Origin of the sequence: Variovorax robiniae, from assembly GCF_037889955.1 — a bacterium.
Lineage (GTDB): Bacteria > Pseudomonadota > Gammaproteobacteria > Burkholderiales > Burkholderiaceae_C > Variovorax > Variovorax robiniae.
The window spans coordinates 15,801-36,042 of record NZ_JBBKZS010000010.1; the positions used below are offsets into that span (position 1 = coordinate 15,801).

General features: G+C 66.1%; 14 protein-coding genes. 6 read left to right on the plus strand and 8 right to left on the minus strand.

The genetic code is table 11. The features are described from left to right. Positions 1–73: 73 nt before the first annotated feature. The 3 genes from tssK to tssA are packed head-to-tail and all read left to right on the plus strand — an operon-like array spanning position 74 to position 3,385. A complete protein-coding gene (tssK, locus tag WKW79_RS21975; protein ID WP_340337334.1) occupies positions 74–1,420 on the plus strand; it encodes a type VI secretion system baseplate subunit TssK in 1,347 nt (448 codons plus the stop codon). A gap of 49 nt (positions 1,421–1,469) precedes the next feature. Continuing rightward, positions 1,470–2,261 (plus strand): type IVB secretion system protein IcmH/DotU, encoded by a 792-nt coding sequence (gene icmH, locus WKW79_RS21980; protein WP_340337335.1) that lies wholly within the window; start codon positions 1,470–1,472, stop codon positions 2,259–2,261. Further along, on the plus strand, positions 2,261–3,385 hold the full coding sequence (gene tssA, locus WKW79_RS21985; RefSeq protein ID WP_340337336.1) for a type VI secretion system protein TssA: 1,125 nt from the start codon (positions 2,261–2,263) through the stop codon (positions 3,383–3,385). The genes icmH and tssA overlap by 1 nt, the downstream gene beginning before the upstream one ends. 63 nt (positions 3,386–3,448) lie before the next feature. Here tssA and WKW79_RS21990 read toward each other — a convergent pair whose 3' ends face one another. The 4 genes from WKW79_RS21990 to WKW79_RS22005 all read right to left on the minus strand — a co-directional run bounded on the left by WKW79_RS21990 (position 3,449) and on the right by WKW79_RS22005 (position 10,226). After that, entirely contained in the window at positions 3,449–4,294 is an 846-nt protein-coding gene (locus tag WKW79_RS21990) for an OmpA family protein (RefSeq protein ID WP_340337337.1), read from the minus strand. Between the two features lies 1 nt (position 4,295). Next, positions 4,296–5,291, minus strand: a complete 996-nt coding sequence (tagF, locus tag WKW79_RS21995) for a type VI secretion system-associated protein TagF (protein WP_340337338.1) — start codon at positions 5,289–5,291, stop codon at positions 4,296–4,298. After that, positions 5,288–9,148, minus strand: coding sequence for a type VI secretion system membrane subunit TssM (gene tssM / locus WKW79_RS22000; protein WP_340337339.1), 3,861 nt, complete (start codon positions 9,146–9,148; stop codon positions 5,288–5,290). The genes tagF and tssM overlap by 4 nt, the downstream gene beginning before the upstream one ends. Before the next feature lie 235 nt (positions 9,149–9,383). Then, on the minus strand, positions 9,384–10,226 hold the full coding sequence (locus WKW79_RS22005) for a M15 family metallopeptidase (protein WP_340337340.1): 843 nt from the start codon (positions 10,224–10,226) through the stop codon (positions 9,384–9,386). 229 nt (positions 10,227–10,455) lie between these two features. Here WKW79_RS22005 and WKW79_RS22010 point away from each other — a divergent pair, with 229 nt between their 5' ends. Continuing rightward, entirely contained in the window at positions 10,456–11,139 is a 684-nt protein-coding gene (locus WKW79_RS22010) for a hypothetical protein (protein WP_340337341.1), read from the plus strand. 64 nt (positions 11,140–11,203) lie between these two features. Here the strand turns inward: WKW79_RS22010 and WKW79_RS22015 are convergent, their stop codons facing one another. The 3 genes from WKW79_RS22015 to WKW79_RS22025 all read right to left on the minus strand — a co-directional run bounded on the left by WKW79_RS22015 (position 11,204) and on the right by WKW79_RS22025 (position 13,523). Beyond that, a complete protein-coding gene (locus WKW79_RS22015; RefSeq protein ID WP_340337342.1) occupies positions 11,204–11,872 on the minus strand; it encodes a response regulator transcription factor in 669 nt (222 codons plus the stop codon). A 334-nt stretch (positions 11,873–12,206) separates the two neighbouring features. Continuing rightward, on the minus strand, positions 12,207–12,434 hold the full coding sequence (locus WKW79_RS22020; protein WP_340337343.1) for a hypothetical protein: 228 nt from the start codon (positions 12,432–12,434) through the stop codon (positions 12,207–12,209). 153 nt (positions 12,435–12,587) lie between these two features. After that, positions 12,588–13,523: a DUF1254 domain-containing protein gene (locus WKW79_RS22025; protein WP_340337344.1), complete on the minus strand. Its 936-nt coding sequence runs from the start codon at positions 13,521–13,523 to the stop codon at positions 12,588–12,590. A gap of 141 nt (positions 13,524–13,664) precedes the next feature. Between WKW79_RS22025 and WKW79_RS22030 the strand changes: the two genes are divergently transcribed. Beyond that, positions 13,665–16,424 carry an MGH1-like glycoside hydrolase domain-containing protein gene (locus WKW79_RS22030; protein ID WP_340337345.1) on the plus strand — a complete coding sequence of 920 codons (2,760 nt, stop codon included), beginning with the start codon at positions 13,665–13,667 and terminating at the stop codon, positions 16,422–16,424. 4 nt (positions 16,425–16,428) lie between these two features. On the opposite strand, the gene WKW79_RS22035 is transcribed toward WKW79_RS22030, so the two are convergent. Next, positions 16,429–18,777, minus strand: a complete 2,349-nt coding sequence (locus WKW79_RS22035; protein ID WP_340337346.1) for a fatty acid cis/trans isomerase — start codon at positions 18,775–18,777, stop codon at positions 16,429–16,431. Between the two features lie 97 nt (positions 18,778–18,874). On the opposite strand from WKW79_RS22035, the gene WKW79_RS22040 reads away from it, so the two are divergent. Beyond that, positions 18,875–20,233 (plus strand): NUDIX domain-containing protein, encoded by a 1,359-nt coding sequence (locus tag WKW79_RS22040; RefSeq protein ID WP_340337347.1) that lies wholly within the window; start codon positions 18,875–18,877, stop codon positions 20,231–20,233. Positions 20,234–20,242: the final 9 nt, after the last annotated feature.

The following is a 20,242-nucleotide window of genomic DNA, read 5'->3' on the forward strand; positions in this document are numbered from 1 at the left end:
CTGCGGCCGTTTTTCGCTGCGCCAAGGGAGCCATACCCGTCGCGGCACATGTTTCCAAGGGAGTTGATTCGTCGTGAGCTATGCCGCCAAGGTTCTTTGGGGCGAGGGCCTGTTTCTGCGCCCTCAGCATTTTCAACGGCAGGACGCCTACCATGAGGCGCGCCTGCACAACACCGCTCAATCGCTGCATCCGTACTACTGGGGCGTTCGCTCGTTCAGCTTCGACCTGGACGCGCTGGCCAGCGGCATGTTGCGCGCATCGGAACTGTCGGTCGTGTTCCCGGATGGCGAACCGTACTCGGCGCCGCACGTGGACAAGCTGCCACCGCCCATCGCGCTCGACACGCTGAGCCCCGGACAGAACGAGATCACCTTCTACCTGGTGCTCCACCCGGTCCGGGAGCTCGGGCACAACTACAAGGAACCGGAAGAAGCCGCCTTCGCCGCGCGCTATGTCAGCGACGCGACGCAGTGCCCCGACCTCTATACCGACGCGGTCAACGCCGAGGTGGTCTACCTGCGCAAGACCGTGAAGCTGTTGGCCGATTCCGAGCCGCGCGAGCAGTTCGTCTCGATCCCGGTGGTGCGCATCCGGCGCACCGCATCGGGCGGCTTCGAGCTCGACCAGGCCTTCGTTCCGCCGTGTATTTGCGTGGACACATCGCCCACGGTCTACCAGCAACTGCGCCGACTGCTCGACGTGCTCCAGGCCAAGGTCAATTCACTCTATGGCATCCACCGCGAGCCCAGCAAGAACATCATCGAGTTCCGCTCAGGCGACATCGCCTCGTTCTGGCTGCTCCACACCGCCAACTCGGCCTTTGCCTCGCTGTCGCACCTGTTCCGGCACCCGGCACTGCATCCGGAGCGACTGTTCCAGGAGTTGCTGAATCTCGCCGGCGCGTTGATGACCTTCGCCAAGACCTACACGCTCAACGACCTGCCCACCTACGACCACGAGAAGCCCGGTACAGCATTCGCGGACCTCGACCACATCATCCGCGACCTGCTCGACACCGTGATATCGACGCGCTACTTCGCGATCACGCTGACCGAGACGCGGCGTGCCTTTCACATGGGCCGCCTCGACTCCGGCAAGATCGACGACAAGACGGTGTTCTACATGGCCGTCACCGCCAGCATGCCGGCGGCGGAACTGGTCGAAGCGGTGCCCGCGCGATTCAAGATCGGCGCGCCGGAAGACGTCGACAAGCTGGTGCTTTCCGCCATGCCCGGGGTGCGCCTCGTCTACGCGCCGCAAGTGCCGCCTGCCATTCCGATCCGCGCCGGCGCCTGCTACTTCGCGGTCGACAGCAAGAGCCCACTCTACGAGCGCATGCTGCAAGCGCAGAGCGTCGCCATCTACGCACCGACCGGGATTCCCGACATGCAACTCGAACTGATCGCGGTGACATCGTGAGCACATCGACCAAGGCACATGCCACAGCGCACAGCACGGAGGCTTCGACATGAACACCACGGCACGCCCGCCCTCTCTCTTCGGTGAAGACGCGCCACCCACGGGCTTCACGCCCGCAGGCGCCCTCCCCGGCCAGGATTCCTCCTTGCTCGACATCCTGTATGACGGGTTCGTCATGCTGTTCCTCATCAAGAAGAAGCAGCAGCCGGCGCAGGCCGAACAATTCCTTGGCGGCATCCGCAGCTACCTCGCGGAGTTCGAGCGCAACGCGCGCAAGCTCGGCGCCGGCGCCGAGGAAGTCCACGCCTGCAAGTACGCCTTCTGCGCCGTGGTCGACGAATTCGTCCTCGCGTCGCCGGAGTTCGCGATCCAGCCCGAATGGGAACGCAGGCCGTTGCAACTCGCGCTGTTCGGCGACCAGATCGCCGGCGAGAACTTCTTCCACATGCTCGAAGCGCAACGGGCCCAGGGCGCGGCGCGCGTACAGACCCTTGAAGTGTTCTACATGTGCCTGCTGCTCGGCTTCCAGGGCAAGTACATCCTCGAAGGCCCCGAGAAGCTGGCTTACCTCACCGCGCGCCTCGGCGACGAGATCGCCAACATCAAGGGCAAGCGCACGCCCTTCGCGCCGCACTGGCCCTTGCCCGACCAGATTGCGCACACGCTCAAGCGCGAGGCGCCGCAGTGGGTCGTGGCCTCGGTGTTTTCGCTCATCGCGCTGGTCGGCTTCATCGGCTTGTCGCTGCACCTGTCCAGCACCACGCAATCCACGCTGGAGCGCTACCAGGACATCGTGCGGCTCGGCCCGCGCCAGGCCAACCTCACGATCTCCCTGCCCTGATGGCCGCCGACACCATGCTTGACCTCGACGCGCTGCTTGCCCCGATTCCCGGCCCGTCCCCTTGCGGCCCGGACATGCTCTTCTCGCCCCAGTTCGACGCGATCCAGAGGGCGCGCGAGCAGGACGACCCGACGCTCGAACAAGGCGACTGGGTGATCGATCTCAAGGAAGCCAACTGGCCCTTCGTCATCACCGAGTCGCAGAAGCTGCTGACCGAATCCACCAAGGACCTGCGCCTCGGCGTCTGGCTCACCGACGCGCTCGCCAGCCGCCAGGGCTTTGCCGGGCTGAACGACGGCTACCGCCTGCTGACGGGGCTTTGCGAACGTCATTGGGAGGCGTTGCATCCGCAAGCCGAAGACGGCGACATGGACATGCGCTTCGGCAGCGTCAGCTGGCTGGCATCGCGCTCCATCGAACTGGTGCGACGCGCGCCCATCGTCAACGACGGCAAGGTCTCCTACGGCGTGCACGCCTGGGAGCAGGCACTGGCCCTTGACCAGGCCGTCAAGCGCGCGCCGACCGACAGCGACGAACTGACGCGCGGCAAGGTCACGACCGAGCAGTTCGATCGCGTGCGCCGCGCGACGCCGGCGAAGTTCCTGCAAGCGGTGCATGCCGACCTGGTGGCATGCGAGGCATCCGTGAAGCGCTTCGAGCAGGTCTTCGACGCCCGCACCGATTCGCAGGGACCGAGCTTCGCACGGGTCAAGGACGCAATGGAGTCGGTTCGCGCCACCATCGAGCGCTTTGCGCGCGATGCCGGTGTTTCACTGGGACGCATCGCCGAACCGCCTGCCCCCGTCGCCAGCGACGAATCGCTGCAACGTGTCGAACGCATGCTGGCAACGCCCATCGGCGAGACGCCCGGTGCCATCGTCGCACCACAACGTGGCGGCATCCACACCCGGGCGCAGGCCATCGCCCAGCTCAATGAAGTGGCGGACTTCTTCCAGCGCACCGAACCATCCAGCCCGACGGCCTACATGGCCAAGAAGGCCGCAGCCTGGGCCGACATGTCGCTGCATGCATGGCTGCGCAACGTGATCAAGAACGAGCAGGAACTCGCGCAACTGGAAGACCTGCTCGGCGTGCGCGGAGAGACACCCCAAGACGGCAACTGAAGGGCATCTCCGAATGCTCCCTTGAACGGGAGCACCGCATGCACATTCAACGGGGCGCCTTGCTCAGCGTCCGACTCTGAACTCGATGCGCCGATTGCGTGCGCGACCAGCCTCGGAGTCGTTGCCCGCCACCGGATGGTCCGGTCCGACACCGCTGGTGCTCATGCTCGCTGGATCGATGCCCTTGCCGACCAGGTAGCCCTTGACCGCCTCCGCCCGTGCCTGGCTCAACGCCAGGTTGGACGACCGGTTGCCGGAGTTGTCGGTATGGCCAATGATCGCCACCGACTTGTTGCTGAGCTTGGCCAGCGCCGTCGCCATCTCATCGAGGATCGCGCGCCCCTTCGCGGTGAGCGTGGCGCTGCCGACTTCGAACTCGACGATGCGGTTGCCCAGCACCTGGTCCACGACGACCTGCTCCGACACCGGCACCCGCAGGCTGTTCTTGATGGTGTAGGTCGGATTCAGCGCACTGGCCATGTCGCCGACGATCTTCTGGCGCAGTGCTTCGTTGCCGACCTCGCCCTGCGCGGTGATCTGCGTGCCCTGGATCTGCAGTTGCCCGCGATGGATCTGCTTGAGCGAGGGGTTCAACAGCTTCTGGATATTCGCCGACCAATTGGCCGGCGTCCCCACGGAACTGACGACCTCGATCCGGTCCACCACGTTGGCCGCGCCGTAGACCTGCCGCAATGCGGCGATGACGGCAACGCGGGTCGCCTCATCGGGCACCTGGCCGCCTGCGACCACTTGCTCGGTCTTGCCGGCGCCACCGCCCTGGCTTTCGATGTTCGCACCCTGCGCCGAAGTCGGCGCGCCAGCAGGCGCCTGGGCCTGGCTCAACGCCGACAACGCGAGGAGCCCGGCCCCGGCCAGAACGCGCAATGACGCGATGTTCAATTTGCGCATCTCAATCCCCGATGAAGACTTCGCGAAATGCGGACAACACGATTTCGAGCGGCAGTTGCGGCTGCTCGAGATAGCTCACCAGCTTGTACATCGCGTAGTTGCTGTGAATGCTTTCCTCGACCCAATCCGGGTTGTCGATCTCGATGTTCTGCTCGGCATGGACTTGCAGATGCAACACGCTTTGCAGCGTGCGCGGCGACAGGCCATTGAACCCGATGATCAGGCGCGGCAGGCCACTGACCGCGGAGACGCAGAGCACCAGCTCGAAGTCCGCCTTCGCGAAGAACCTGGCCACGATGTCGAGCCAGAACGTGGCCACCATCGGCTGGAGAAGCGGATCGCGCGGCAGCGGCAACGTGAGCCCCTTCTCAAGGTGCGACACGGTGCTGGCCATGACCGGTTGAAGCAGCAGGCCAAGCGCCAGGGTCATGCGCCGCAGCGACACCTTGTGGCCGTCGAAATTGAGCGTCTGCTCGATGCGCAGCAGGCTGTAGTCGCGAATGAAATCGTGGTACGCCGAATGGGCGGCGGAGCCCTTGAACGCCGTGTCGATGTGGAACGGCACGGCCTCCAGGCTGCGCAGGTCGGCTTCCATGTCGCTGCTTGTCGCCAGGTCGGTGACACGCAGCGAGACCAGGTCCCACCAAGGCTGCAACAGGGCCGGTGCGCCGCTCATGAAATCGATGGCCTTGTCGACGTCCAGCGGCACCGCCACCAGGAAGGGATAGCGGCGTGACGACTCGTCATGGCTGGGCCGCACATGGCCCGCAATGGCGAGCCGGCTGCGCGAGCCGAGGCAGACGAAGTGCAGCGGCGCCGCATCGTCGTAGATGAGCTTCCAGCGCGGATCCTCGGACAACAGTTCCATGCCCTGCGAGAGCCAGTTGTCGAGCACGCGCAGCAATTGCGGGTTGTAGATGCCCTTCACGAAATCGCCGCGCATCGGCAGCTTGCCGAAGTACGACAGTTGCTGGGCCTGGAGTGGCACCTGGCTCATTGGGTCGCTCCCTGTGTGACGGTGGCGGCTGCAGCAGGCGCAGGGGCTGCCCCACCCGATGCAGGCGCCGTGGGGCCGGCACTGACCACGGTCGAGGGCAGCGTGACGCCGCGCAGTCCCTTGCCCTGCGGCGAGTCGGAGCCACTGGCGCCGGCCTGTGCGCTCTGGATCAGCCGCAGCTTGACCGACACGGATGCCGTGCCCTTGGCCCACGTCAATTCGAAACTGTTGTCAGGCAGCTTCTTGCGCTGCGCGGTGGCGAAGAGCTTCTCCAGTCCGAAGTTGCCCGGCTCATTGACGAGTTCCACCGTCGTGCCATCAAAGGTCACGGCCGAGATCTTCGAGCCCGGCGTGCCCTGTGCGTTGGGCCAGACGAAGTTGGACCACTGCGGCGGCGTGTTGCGGTAGCGCAATTGCTGGCCATCGATCTCGATCACGTATTCGGTCAGGCCCGATGCGGGCTGCGGCAGGATCTGGAACAAGGTCTGCGGCTGGGCCGCCGTCGCGCCGCCGGACGCTGACGCCGCGCCGCCGGCCAGCGGCGCAACCCATTGCGCGAAGCCGCCCACGAATTCCGGGTTCAGGCGCAAGCCCTCGTCACCCCAGGTGCGCGCCGACAGCAGGTCGCCGCGCCGATTCACCAGCGGCCCCATGGTGGTCGCCACGAACTTGCTGATCGCGCCCTCGGGCCCGAACACCTGTGCGATCTCGGCGGGCGCTGCCTCGATCCTGGAACCTGCGGCGAACGGGTACTTGGTCGCCAGCGACTGCTGGAACACCTGCTGCACCTGGGCCGTCCAGACCTTGTTCAGCTCGACCGCGGTCGGCTGGATCGTCACCGCATACGCACTCAGCAGCGGACGCACGAGCAAGGGCCGCAGGGCCTGTCGTTGGGACGGGTCCATGCCGGTGAGCATCTGCTCGTCGACGTACTTGAGTGCGTCGGCCAGTTCGGAGCCGTTGCCATCGAGCGTCTGCTGCATCAACTGGCGCGCGCCCGGGCCGGGGTCGCCCTGGTTCTTGATCTGGTTGAAGCGCGTGCGCAACTTCGACAGGCCGCCGAGGTAGCCTTTCAGCAGCGAGGTGTTGTCGCGCTCCACCACGATGCGGCCGACGCCCGCGAACTCCTTGCCCACCGGCCCCATCGGGATTTCGACCGGGTTGCTCGCATCGATGTTGACGTTGACGTTCAACTGCGACGGCGTGGCGCGCGAGAACAGTCCCTTGACCCATGACACGGCGCCGGTGCTGGCCTCCTTCAATCCGGCATTGACCAGCGACGGGTTGTCCCAGGAGGTCTGGTCGTAGACCGTGTTGAAGACCTTGCGGATCGGCGAGTTCTGCGGATCGCCCAGCACGTTCATCGCGCCGACGGCCTGGTCGAAGTTGGCGAGGTCGCGCACGGCGATGCCCTGCAGGAAGCGTTTCCACTCCTTCGCGTATTCGAGCTTGTACATGTTGACCAGCGTCTTGCGGATCTGTTCGGGGCTGCCTTCCAGGGTGAGGTCGTCGTTGCTGGCGACGTTCAGCACCCAGTCCTTGTTGGTCGTCTCGTGGTTGGCCGCGTCGCGGATGGCCTGGTCGACGTACTGCTGCCAGGCCTCGCGAGTGAAGGCGCCGGAGATGGCCGTGCTGCCCGCGATGACCGCCTCGCTCTCGGCGGTGTTGGTGCCGCCGATGATGCGAGACACGGTCATCGGTGCGAAGCGGGTCGATGCGCGGGCCTTGATCTCGGCATAAACGCGCTCGCGTGCCGGCATGCCGCGCACCACAAGACGCAAGGTATCGCGGGTTTGCTCGACTGCCGTGAGGTTGATGTCGGAAAGTACCGGCCAGTTGTCGTCGCTGACGCGGCCCAGGTAGAAGCTGATCGCACGCTCGGCATCGCGGATGACCTGCTGGCGGCTCATGTCGCCGCGGTTGGCCTCGAGCCACACACGCCAGAAACGAGAGATCTGGTCCGTCAAATGCGCCGCTTCGACATGCCGCTTGTCGGCCAGCATGAGGTAGGTCTTGAGGGCGTTGTAGACGTCCTGCACGTCGGTGGGCGAAGAGCCGGCATAGAGACCGCCGGCATCGACATTGCGTGCGGCCGGCCTGGCGGCGACGGGCGTCGCCGTTGGCGCGTTGCCATCGGCGTTGGGCGCGACGGGCTTCTTCAGGTGCTCCGGATGCGCATTGACCTCTTTCAGGAAAGCCTGAAGGTTGTCCGACACCGGCGCCAGCATGATCTGCTTGATGCCGCCGTAGTACTCGGCCAGCAGCTTGTCTTCCAGCGTGTTGCCCTGGTAGAGGCCGAGCGACAACGCCAGCGGGCGGTCGTTGCGGAACTTCTCGAGTTGCTCTATCCGGTCCTGCAGGATGCCCAGGCTTTCGAAGCGGGCCTTGAGCCCGGGCCCGCTGGCCTGCAGCTTGACGACCTTGTCGAGGTCGGCCTGCACGTTCTCGACCAATTGCCGGTTGCCCAGGTAGGACCAGGTCCAGCCGCCCAGCATGAGGCCGAGCGCGGTGACGAAGCCAAAGAAGACCAGGTAGCGCAGCCGCGTCTTCACCGGGCTGGAGAACTGGCGCACGGTCTTCTTGTCAGCGAAGATGACCTTGGAGAACAGGTCGCGCAGGAAGAAGCCGTTCTGCGAATAGACCTCCTTCGACTTGCTGGCCGGGTCGGTCAGGCGGAGCCCGAAGCGCGAGGCGATGCGCTCGGTCGACAGGCTGCGCAGCGTGCCCTCCTGCAGCGCGCTCGTGAAATAGAAGCCGCGGAACACGGGCTTGTACTGGAAGGGGTTGCTTTCGAACAGTGTGGCCAGGAAGGCGCGCAGTGCAGGCTTGGTGGCTGCGAACTCCAGCGGGAAGATCAGCAGTTCAGGCGAGGGGTTGGTGTTGCGACGCGTGGCAATCTGGGCCACGCTGATCTCCTTCAGGCCGGTGTAGAGCTCGTCGAAGCGCTTGTCGAACAGCGCGACGGCGTCCTGCTTCTCGTCATGCTCATAGGGCAGCGTGGCGCCCCAGACGCGGTCGCGCTCGACCTTGTCGCTGTCGCCGAAGAACTCGGCAAAGCCGGTGATCAGGTCAGCCTTGGTGAACATCACGTAGACCGGCGCGAAGATCTCCAGCCGCTCGGTGAGTTCCTGCACGCGCTCGCGCAGGCTCTTGGCCAGTTCGATCGCGAAGTCGGGGCGGTTGCCGATCAGTTCCGGCACGCTGGCCGTGACGATGATGCCGTTGATCGGCGCCTTGGGCCGGTACTTCTTGAGCAGGTCGAGGAAGCCGAACCATTCCTTGCGGTCTTCCTGGTGCACCGAATAGCGGCCGGCCGTGTCGAGCACGATGCCCTCGGTGGTGAAGAACCAGTCGCAGTTGCGCGTGCCGCCGATGCCCTGGATAACCGCGTTGCCCTTTTCGGCGAACGGGAACTGCAGGCCCGAGTTGAGGATGGCCGTGCTCTTGCCCGCGGCCGGATTGCCGATGACCATGTACCAGGGCAGTTCGTACAGCGCCTCGTTGCCGGAGACCTGGCCGATCTTGGATGTCTTGATGGTCTTGATCGCCTCGATCATGCGGGCGCGCAGCGCCTCGATCTCGGCGCGTCGCGCAGGGTCGGCAACGGGCGTGACCGGGGCCGTCTCGCCCTGGTGCTCCAGCATGTCGCCGAGTTCCTGATTGGCCTTGCGCCTGCGCCAGCGGCGAACGAGCCAGACCACCAGCCAGATCGCCAAGGCCACGGCAAACGCGGCCACGGCATAGGTCAGCGCGAGTTCGAGTTGCTGCACGCCCAGGAACAGGACCCCGGCCAGCGCGAGGAAGCCGATGATGGACAGCGTGCGCGTGTCCAGCAGGAAGCTGAAGAAGCGGCTCATCGCTCAGGCGTGCCGCGATGCGGCAGCAATCATGGCAACGAGCGCGCGGCCCGAAGCCGCGCGCGTGGCGCGGTGGCCGGATGGTGATGTCGATTGGTTGCCGGACGCGGCGTCGGAGACGCCGTGACAGTCAGATCCATCGCCCGGCACGTCGTGCGGTCGATTCATTTTTATCTACTCCCTTGGCTGCCCTGCGCACCGCATTCTTGGCGGCGCGCAACTCACACAATTTCAATCAATCCCGTGGCAGCTTGAAACCTAGCTTGCGGTATTCCACGTGTCCATAGTCCTTGAACGACCATCGGCCGCCCCAGACAAGCCCGAGCGATTCAGCCACTTCGCCATACAGGCGGTAGCCCTCCATCGCCCACGGGTCCTTCTCGGTAATGACGAGTTTGCCATTTCGATAGAACGCGTTGTCTGCTGCCAGACCATACTGATGGTAACTTTGATTTGCCTTCGCTCTGGTCACGTGCTCGCCCAAAGCGGCAAGTTTTGCCTGACGCTCCGGACTTCTGTAGCCTTCCAGCAGCGCGAGGTCGTAGCCGTGCTTGTCCTTCATGACCTTGTAGACGAGCAGCAGGCGCGCGCGGAAATCGGGGTCCAGTACATCCCAGTTGCGGCTGCCTTCCCGGGTTAGCGGCCGCACCTGCTCGACTTCGGCCGTCGCGAAGACCTCCGGCGGCAAGGCCGGCGGCGGCACCAGGTGCTCGCCTCGAAGCAGTGCCTCGACCTTCTCGTCGGTGTCGCGTTCAGCATCTTCGTAGAACACCGTCTTGCCGCTGCGCAGCACCACGCTGAACAATACGGGCACGGCCAGTACCGCCAGTCCGCCCAGGAGCATGAACCGGCGCCGGACCAGGAACTGCAGCGCGCCGGAGCCCGCGCTGCCCGCCGCGCGCACCGAGGCGGTCGAGGTCCGCGCGGCGCCATGCCGCGCACGACGCCAACTGCTGGCGAAGGACCGCCATGCGCCGCTCGCCATTGCAACGGCTCGCGCCCGCGCAGACGGTAGAAAAAAAATGGCGGCCACAGCCACCATCAGTACGAAATAGAAAAAAAGCGCGAGAGCGAACAAGCCAAACCGTGAACGATGCGAAGACGCGGAAATTGTAGGTTGGCGTATTCATTGGAAAACCTGCTAATCTGCGACGGCTGTCACCTTGTGCTGAAAAGTACAGGTTCATCAGGGGGAAATACAAATGAGCAAATCAAGCAAAGAGGCGTCGACGAGCCGTTGGCCCAGCCTCATGGACCCGGCGCCTTCCTCGCCGTCCGACCCGCGAAGCACCACGGAGCCCACACGCGTGCTGGCCGACCTCGGTGGCCACAAGCCCCCGGGCATCTCGGGCGGCATGATCGCGGTGGCTTGCTGCATCGTCGCAATCGGCATCGGAGCAGGCTTCTGGGCCACTTCGGGTGCGACGAAGCCGGCTATCGCGACGGTCGCGACGGCGCCAGCGCCAACCGCCGCGCCAGCCAGTTCCGCTGCCCCTGCCCCTCCTGCCCCTGCGGCGGTCGCAGCCGAGGAGCTGAAACCGTCGGTCCCCGCCCTCACGGCGCTGAATCTCGAATCCGCCCGCCCCGCCGGGACCGGCGTCGCAAAGATTTCCGATGAGTTTGCACGCGAGTCCAGGGTCATGACAGCCCGGACTGCCGTGCCACCGAAGGCTGCGCCACCCTTGGTGGCTGCGACCAAGGCTACGGCGTCAGGCGCGTCGAAGGCCGGATCCGACAAGCCTCGAAAAGTCGCCGCGACCAAGCCCGTCCAGAAGCAGGCGTCGGCAAAGCAGGTTCGACAGCACACCGATGTGGTGGGCGCGCGGACCAAGGTGCATGTGCCGGGCAAGTCCGGCAGCACAGCCGTCGCGAAGACGCGGGACGAGAAGCGCGTTGCGAGAAGCGCCCCGCCCACGGCAAGGAAGAACACCGATCCCGACACCGACCTGTTGGCGGCCATGTTGCGACGCAACGGCGGCGGTCCGCAATAGGCCTCGCCCCGGGTCGTCCGCGCGGGTACGCAGCGCACCACACGCAGGCGTTCTCGTCGATCCGTCAGCTGCCGCCGCGCCCCGGTGCAAACGCGAGGGACGCTTCGAGTTGCCCCACCGCCTTCACCAGTTCGGCCAGTGAACGCACCTCCATCTTTTCCATGACGTGCGCGCGATGGGCCTTGACGGTGCGTTCCGCGGCACCGAGTTCCCAGCCGATCTGCTTGTTGAGGGCGCCGTTCACCACCATGTCGAGCACCTGCCGCTCGCGTGGGCTCAACCTCGAATAACGGGCCTGCAACGCGGTCTGGCGCAGTCGCGCCCGGCGGCGCACGGCGTCATCCTCGATCACCTTGGCCACGACAGGCAGCAACGCGTCGCTGTCGATCGGCTTGAAGAAGAAGTCGGCGGCGCCGGCCTTCATGGCGCGCAGGGTCTCATGCACCGTGGCTTCCGCCGTCACGAAGATGACGGGCAGGGGCTCCGGTTGCGTGGCAATCATTTCCTGCAGGTCCAGGCCGCTCGGGCCCGGCATGTGGATGTCCAGCACCAGGCAACCGGGCGCGTCTCCGATGCCGTCGAGCAACATCTCGCCGACGGAACCGTATTGCGCCACCCTGTATCCCGCCGCTCGAAGAACCCCTTGGAGTTCACGCCGGAACGTCGCGTCATCGTCGATGAGGCGTACCAGCGGTGCATCTTCGCTGTCGTCCTGCAAGTCGCTGTCGGTCATTTCAACCTTCCGCGCTCCATGCGCGTCGATGGCTGCCAGCTCCCTGTCGGCTGTTGTGTTGTCGTCAGCAGCTATTGAATCTGTTGGATCGGCCCGCGGCAACCTGCACTTTGGTTTAGGGCCTGCTCACGCGCCCTGATTCCCGTGCGGATGCCTTTGAGCCCCAGGCCGGAACGCGCCCGGCCGGCCCCCGCGGGACTACGTCGAGATGCGCAAACCAATTCGACTTGCGGGGAGCGCGGCGCCATGGGAGCACATCCGCCCCCTTGCGGACAAGGCTGTTCACAAATATTTTCAAATCACCGCATCGCGCCCTGGTGCGCCCGGTGGGCCATCAATCGCAGCGGAAGGACACATCGGTACCGGGCGCCGGCTTGAGCTTGGGATTGGTGAGCCGCATCGGTGCCCCGAAGTTGCGGCAGTAGGCCTCCGCCTCCTGCATGCTCGGCGACGTGAAGACCCCATCGCCCATGCGCGTGACACGGGGCGCCGGGCCAGACGCGCATCCGGCGGCCACGACGACCATGGCAAGGGCAAGGCAGCGCGTGGCGGATCGTGGCAAGGGGGAGTGCATGTCGTAGGCAGGAACGTGGAGGAAGCCGGCGACTTTAGCCGCTGGCCACGCCTGTATCGAGACGGTGCGATCTCCGGCAGCGCCACGTCCTGCGACGAAGAAGCCGGGACGGCCGCTTTCATCTTCAGGCTTGCCGTCCCGTCATGCGAGCGTGCGCTGCCACTGGCCGCGCGTGCCCGTTGGCGCCGCGATCGGGGGTCCGCCGCGATTCATGCGCGCCGCCGCGCCACCCACGAGGGCGGCTTCCGCCAGCAACGCCTTCATGCTGTCGTCGGGCGCGAAGCGATGACCGAAGCGCATGCCGATCTGAGAAAGATGAAAGCGCTCCAGCGGCGTCACGGCGCCGGCCGGTTCCTGCTCGACCAACTGGCCGAGTTGCTCGAAGTAGCGATAGTCCGCGGGCGCGCTGGTGTCGATGGGACCGTTGGAGCGGTCGAGGAATTGCACGGCCGGCACGCACGATGCCTGCTGTGCCAGCGGATAGATGCGCAGCCCGGCGAAGCGCTGGACCGCCAGCAGCGGATCGCCGTCGACCGGTTGCAGCAGCATCCACACGCCATAGGTGGGCGAGCGCAGCGCGCAATAGCCCGGCCGCTCGCCCTGCGTGTCGTCGGGCGGCAGCACCAGGTACTTGCCGCCTTTGCCCGTCGTCCGGTCCAGGCGTCTCACGTCACCTACCGGACGGCGCCACATGTCGTCGAACACACTGACGATGCCGGCCGGCACGTCGATCACGATCGGGCCGTTGCGCAGGTTCAGGAAATTGCACACCTGCACCTTTTCGCGGATGCCGGACGGCGAACCGGCAACGCCCTCCTGCACGGTCTTCCAGATCACCACCTGGCAGGTCTGCCGGATGCCCGAGTTGGCCAGCCCCTGCCGGAAGCGGAACATGGCGACGGCTTCGGCGTTGTGCTGGTAGATGTCGACGGCGCGGCTGAAGGTCAGCATCTGCGCCAGATGCTCGGCGGATTCGTGGGTCGGCTGACCCTTGTCGAAGGTCAAGGCGCCGTAGCGCGTGTGGATGGTGCCGTTGTCGATGCAGCGGTCGGGCGGACGCTCGCTTCGGATCATCATGGTAGGCATGGTTCTACAACTTTCCACGCAAACTTCCAGTCGTCTGGTGGGGAGGTTGCACCTGCACCTTGGGGCAATTCGCGCTGCAACTGCCACACCTGCGCGACACTCGGCCATCCCCCAAAGTCACGGAGGTGTGCTTTGAACCCCAATGCGGAACAGGCCAGGCTCGATGAAGCCCGCAACAAGCATGCGGACTGGAAGAAATGGGGGCCCTACCTCAGCGAACGCCAGTGGGGCACCGTACGCGAGGACTACAGCGACAGCGGCGACGCCTGGAACTACTTCACCCACGACCACGCCCGCTCGCGCGCCTATCGCTGGGGCGAGGACGGCCTCGGCGGCATCAGCGACGACCACCAGGTGCTGTGCTTCGCGCTCGCGCTCTGGAACGGCCAGGACCCGATCCTCAAGGAACGCGCCTTCGGCCTGGCCAATGAGGAAGGCAACCACGGCGAGGACGTGAAGGAGTGCTACTTCTACATCGACTCGACGCCAACGCACTCGTACATGAAGTACCTGTACAAGTACCCGCAGGCGGCCTATCCGTACCTGGACCTGATCCATACCAACAAGCAGCGCGGCAGGCTGCAACCCGAGTACGAATTGCTCGACACCGGCGTGTTCGACGACAACCGCTATTTCGACGTCTTCGTCGAATATGCCAAGGCCGGGCCGGAGGACGTGCTCGTGCGCATCACCGCCATCAACCGCGGACCCGATGCCGCGCCGCTGCATGTGCTGCCAACGCTCTGGTTCCGCAACACCTGGGCCGCGCCGGGCGGCGGCAGCAAGCCGGTGCTGGAGAAGATCGACCTGCCCGGCCATGCAGCCGTGCGCGCGCATCACACCGACCCGTTGTTCCAGGAGTCGCTGGCCGACTACCACCTGAGTTGCGACAGCGACGCCGCGCTGCTGTTCACCGAGAACGAGACGAACAACGCGCGCCTGTTCGGCACGCAGAACGCATCGCCGCATGTGAAGGACGCGTTCCACAACTTCGTGGTGCATGGCGATGCCGGCGCGGTGAACCCGACGCAGCAGGGCACCAAGGCGGCCGTGCATCACGCGATGACGCTGGCCGCGGGCGAGACCCGCGTGATCCGCCTGCGCCTGTCGACGCGCATGCCGGGCGCAAGCACCTTCGCCGACTTCGACGAGGTGTTCACCACGCGCCTGGCCGAGGCCGATGCGTTCTACGAGTCCATCATGCCGCCCGCAGTGAGCGCCGATACCGACCGCGCCAACGTCATGCGCCAGGCCCTCGCGGGCATGCTGTGGTCCAAGCAGTACTTCTACTACGACGTCGGCCTGTGGCTCGACGAGCACGGCGCCGGCGCGGAAGTGCCGCAGGCGCTGCGGCGGCAGGGCGTGCGCAATGTCGACTGGGGCCACATGTTCAACGACGACATCATCTCGATGCCGGACAAGTGGGAGTACCCGTGGTACGCGGCCTGGGACCTGGCCTTCCACATGATCCCGCTCGGCATGGTCGACCCCGAGTTCGCCAAGCAGCAACTCGGCCTGATGCTGCGCAACGACTACCTGCATCCGAACGGCCAGTTGCCGGCCTATGAATGGAACTTCGGCGATGTCAATCCGCCCGTGCATGCGTGGGCGACGATGCAGCTCTACCTGGTCGACAAGGAGCATCGCGACGACGATGGCGACGTCGAGTTCCTGAAGTACGCGTTCTCGAAGCTGCTGGTCAACTTCACCTGGTGGGTGAACCGCAAGGACCGCCCCGGTGCCAACGTGTTCGAGGGCGGCTTCCTCGGGCTGGACAACATCGGCGTGTTCGACCGCTCCAAGCCGCTGCCCACCGGCGGCTACCTCGACCAGGCCGACGGCACCGCGTGGATGGTCTTCTTCAGCCAGCAGATGTTGCGCATCGCGGGCGAGCTGGCGATGCACGAGCCGCTGTACGAGGAGTTCGTCGAGAAGTTCTACTGCCACACGCTGTCGATCGCCGCCGCGATGGACCGCGTGGGCGAGTGCAACGACGAGATGTGGGACGAGGAAGATGGCTTCTTCTACGACGTGCTGCGCCTGCCCGACGGCAACGCGCAACGGCTGAAGGTGCGCTCGATCGTCGGGCTGCTGCCGCTGGCGGCGATCGCGATCTTCGAGGAGGGCACGCTCGACAAGCTGCCCAACTTCCGCAAGCGTGCGGGCGAGTTCCTGATGCGCCATCCGGAGTTCAAGGGCAGCATGCACCTGCCCGACCAGCCCGGCGTCAGCGGGCGCCGCATGCTGGCGATCGTCGACGAGCGAAAGGTGCGACGCCTGCTGTCGCGCATGCTCGATGAGAGCGAGTTCTTCAGCTCGCACGGCATTCGCGGGCTGTCGCGCCAACACCTGGAGCACCCTTATGTCTTCGAGCATGGCGGCGGGCAATACCGCGTGGGCTATGTGCCGGGTGACTCGGACTCCGGCATGTTCGGCGGCAACTCCAACTGGCGCGGGCCGGTGTGGATGCCGATCAACTTCCTGCTCGTCTCGGCGCTGTTGCGGCTGTATGCCTACTACGGTGACGACTTCAAGGTGGAGTGCCCGACCGGCTCCGGCCAGATGATGACCCTGATGGAAGTCGCGCATGAACTGGGCGAGCGCATCACGCGGCTGTTCCTGCGCGACGCGAACGGCGCGCGACCGGCGAATGGCGACGCGCACAAGTTCCGGGACGATCCGCACTGGCGCGACCTGGTGCTGTTCCACGAGTACTTCCACGGCGACACCGGCGCGGGCGTGGGCGCGAGTCACCAGACGGGCTGGACCGGGTGCGTGGCCCGCATCATCCAGACCAACGCGGTGCTGACGCGGGACATGCTGACTTCGGCGGGCGCCGAGGCCGCGGTGATGGACGCCTTGCAGACGGGCCGCACCCGCGGGCACGCCTGAACGTTCAGCGGTTCTCCAGGCGGTTGTAGTCGAGCACACCGGCTTCGAGTGGCTGCGCGGCGAGGTATCGCGAGATCACGTCGTCGCTGACGGCCCAGAACGCCCGATCGGTGCGGCGCACGGACCAGCGCTTCGCGAAGTCGGTGTAGTCCGCCTCCGAGCCCAGGCGGCGTATCGCCTCGGCCAGTGCCGGAAGCTGCGCCGCATCGAGGCGGTAGAAGGCATTCGGATAGCTGCCGACGACGCCAGGGACGACGGTGAGGGTGTCCTCCTCCGGTCGCAGTTCTTTCCGTTCGAGCAGGTGCGAAACGCTTGCATGCGCCGTGTTGCGCAGCATCGTGTAGGTACTCACCGGGCCGCCCGGTGTGTCGATGACCAGCAGCGTGACTTCCGGCAGCCATTGCAAGGACACACCGCTGATCGCGGCAAGCTCGCGCAACGGGGCACGCAAGGCCGGTGGTGCATTCAGTCCCAGGTCGAGCCGGGTGTCCAGCACCGGCCCGAGGCGGGCCTTCAACTGGTCCATGAGTTCGTGCCTCGCATCCGCGGTCTTGTAGCGCACGGCGCTCTCCGCCGGCAGCGTGGTGCCCGGGCCGCCGTAGACCTGTTCGCGCGTGCTTTTGCTGTCGCCGCGGTACCAGGCATCGCGCGTGGCTTCGCGCTGCGCGCGCGGCAGCAGCGCGATGAAGTTGAACTCGCCCTCCATGCGCAGGAAGTCCATGTACATGCGCGAGTTGAGCTGGTGGCCGATGTTGCCGTACACGTCGTAGTCGGCCACCAGCAGGTAGTGGATGCGCTCCAGCAAGGGATAGCCGATGACCCAGGCGGTGCGCGGCGTGTCGCCGACCATGCCCTTGACCACGCTGGCGCTGTCGTAGTGGCGGAAGATGGTGAGCGCCGCGTTGTCGTTGCGGCCGTCGCCGTTCCAGATCAGGTTCAGGTCGAGCTTGAGCCGCTTGCCCAACGCGCCAGCCAGCACTTGCGACCTCGACTTCAGGTACTCGTTCTCGAGCCGTGCGTATTGCACCCACGGCACGAGCATGTTGGTGTTGCTGCTGCCCGTGGGAAGGCGCAGCAGGTTGGCATCGCGCGCCAGCAGCGCGGACAGCGGCTCGTCGAAGCGTTTCTCCGGTGCGACGAACACGACCCAGAAGTGGTCGCGGATCACGTCCAGCGCCATCTGCCCGCGGCACACCGGGCCCTTGATGAAGCCCATGATGGTGAACTCCGCCTCCTCCAGCATGAAGCGGTAGCGCGCGTTCACCGGCAGCGCCGCGAAGGTCGAGAACGGGTTGGCCGCGTCCTGCGCCTCGTAACCGGGAAGCCGGGCCACGGTGTAGGGCGGGTCCAGGAACAGCTCGCGCCAACGGTCCATGCGCCGGGCCGACAACGCATAGGGCATGTGCGTCTTGTCGACGATGGTCTCCAGCTCGGGGACGATGCGGTAGTAGACACGGTCCACGCCGGGGCTGTCGACCGGGCGACGGCTGCGCACGATGCGCACCGGCTCACCGGGCGGCGTCTCCGAGCGCACGAGCTTGAAGAACTGGCGCTGCGGGTCGTCGTCGAACCAGAGGTGCGCGAGGAACAGATGCTCGTAGGCATAGCGGCTGAACAGCTGTTCCTTGAGCGAGTCGCCGTTGAAGAAGCGCTCCCACTGCGCAACACGTTGCAGGGCCAGCGCACTCGGCGCGGGCGGCGCGGCCGCGGGCGCGCCCTCCGCCAGCCAGCGGGTCAGCGTGTCGTGCTCGGCCTTGCCGAGGCCGGGCAGGCCGAAGGGCATGCCGCCCATCGGTACCGTGCGCTCGTAGCGGTCGATCTCCTCGCCTGCCGGGCACGATGCGGTGCGTTCCAGCGAGAAATCCAGCCCGCCGCCGACGACGCCCCCGGTGGGCAGCGGATGGTCCTGCTTCAGCGCGAGCAGGCGGTGAATGAGCCCGGCGGTCTTGTTGGCTTCCGGCGTCTGCACCGCGTGCTCGTTCAACACCGGGAAGAAACCGAGCTCACGCCATTGCGAGGCCTTGTCCGCATCGACATACAGGCGCGAAGGCGGCGCGGCCAGCAGGCGCGTGGCATCGTAGACAGGTGCCTTGCTCGCGCCGCGCGCGATCCCCTCCCAGCTCGTGGCCTTGAACTGGCACGGCGCATCGTTGCAGGCATGGCAGACGACGCAGCGCCGGTCGAGGATGGGCTGGATCGCCTGCGCATAGACGCCGACGGCCGGCCCGGCGGGGCGCGCGTCGAATCGCGTCGGATCGGCCGGGCCGAAGAGCTTGTCGAAACCGGGGCCGGCCAGCGTGGCGCAGGCGGCGAGAAGGAGGACGACGACGGGCCAGAGTATCCGTTTGCTCATCACGCGATGATTCCCACGAAGTTGGTCGCGGCCATTCTCACCGGAGGCGACAGCCGCCGCTTGGACCGGTCGAGGATGGCATCGACAATGGCGCCTCATGCAAGCCAACACGCCCGCCGCCATCTCACCACCCCCGCAACCATCGACACCGCGTCCGATACGTGCCGCCGCCACGCTGCTCGTGCTGCGCGATGGACCGGAGGGCCTCGAAGTCCTGCTGCTGCGCCGCGCCGAGAAGGCCAATGACCAGAACAGCGGCGCCGCCGTGTTTCCAGGTGGCGTGCTCGACGCGCACGACCGCAGCCTGCACGGCCATTGCGCGGGCCTGGATGATGCGGCCGCGAGCCAGCGCCTGTCGGTGGACGCGGGCGGCCTCGACTACTACGCCGCCGCCGTGCGCGAATGCTTCGAAGAGGCAGGCGTGCTGTTCGCGAGCGATGCCGGCGGCCAGTTGATCGACCTGGCGGGCCTGCCTGCACAGGAGCTCGAGGCCATGCGCCATGCTGCGGAGCAAGGCACCGATGCGCTGCTGGCGCTGTGTGACAGGAGGGGCTGGCGCCTGGCCGTCGATCGCCTGACCTACTTTGCCCACTGGCTCACGCCGCCCGGCATGCCGCGACGCTTCGACACCCGCTTCTTCGCGGCCTTGATGCCGGCTGCGCAGGTGGTCCGCGAGGACGGCCGGGAGACCGTGGAGCACATGTGGCTGCGACCACACGAGGCGCTGTCGCCGGCGCGCGGCCTCAAGCTGATGAACGTGACGCGCCGCATCCTGGAGCAGTTGGACGCCTTCGGCAGCGCCGCGGAATGCCTGGCCCATGCACGGTCGGTGCAGCACATACCGCTCAACATGCCGCGCGTCGCCCAAGGTCCGCAAGGGCAGCGGGCCGTGAACATCGAGGAGCCGGCCTATGAGGAACTGGGGCTCGTCGACACGAATGGCCGTTGCACCGGGCGCTATGCGCTGGAGGCGGGCCTGGCGATGCAACTGTCGCCCAGGGTCTGGCGCGTGACGGACGGTGCGGAGGGCGATTCCACGGCGCCGGGCCTGAACAGCTACTTCGTCGGCGAGGCGGGCGGCGACTGCGCCCTCATCGACCCGATGCCTGCCGGTTCGACGCAGTTCGACGCGCTGCGTCGCGCAGCACCGGGGCCGGTTCGATGGATTCTCTCGACTGCGCCGCGGGCAAGCCTCGCAACGGCGACCGTCGACAGGCTGCGTGAAGTCTGGCCGGAAGCCAGTGCGATGCAGTTGTCGGCCGATGAGGTCCTGAAGCTTGGCGGTGCGACGATCCGCGCGGTGGCCGCCGCTCAGGATGCCGAGGCGCTCAACTTCCTGCTCGTCGAGGACCGCATGCTCTTCACTGGCGATCGCGGCACCGTGCCATCCGATCTGCGCGATGCCGTCGACTGGATCGCGCCCGCGCAAGGCTTCTTGCGCAGGAACAAGACCTGAACGCGGCGA

Bases quoted from the DNA above. Each gene is read 5' to 3' on its own strand.
- icmH (WP_340337335.1), top strand. From the start codon at position 1,470: ATGAACACCACGGCACGCCCGCCCTCTCTCTTCGGTGAAGACGCGCCA.
- tssA (WP_340337336.1), top strand. From the start codon at position 2,261: ATGGCCGCCGACACCATGCTTGACCTCGACGCGCTGCTTGCCCCGATT.
- WKW79_RS21990 (WP_340337337.1), bottom strand. From the start codon at position 4,294: ATGCGCAAATTGAACATCGCGTCATTGCGCGTTCTGGCCGGGGCCGGG.
- tagF (WP_340337338.1), bottom strand. From the start codon at position 5,291: ATGAGCCAGGTGCCACTCCAGGCCCAGCAACTGTCGTACTTCGGCAAG.
- tssM (WP_340337339.1), bottom strand. From the start codon at position 9,148: ATGAGCCGCTTCTTCAGCTTCCTGCTGGACACGCGCACGCTGTCCATC.
- WKW79_RS22015 (WP_340337342.1), bottom strand. From the start codon at position 11,872: ATGACCGACAGCGACTTGCAGGACGACAGCGAAGATGCACCGCTGGTA.
- WKW79_RS22025 (WP_340337344.1), bottom strand. From the start codon at position 13,523: ATGATGATCCGAAGCGAGCGTCCGCCCGACCGCTGCATCGACAACGGC.
- WKW79_RS22035 (WP_340337346.1), bottom strand. From the start codon at position 18,777: ATGAGCAAACGGATACTCTGGCCCGTCGTCGTCCTCCTTCTCGCCGCC.
- WKW79_RS22040 (WP_340337347.1), top strand. From the start codon at position 18,875: ATGCAAGCCAACACGCCCGCCGCCATCTCACCACCCCCGCAACCATCG.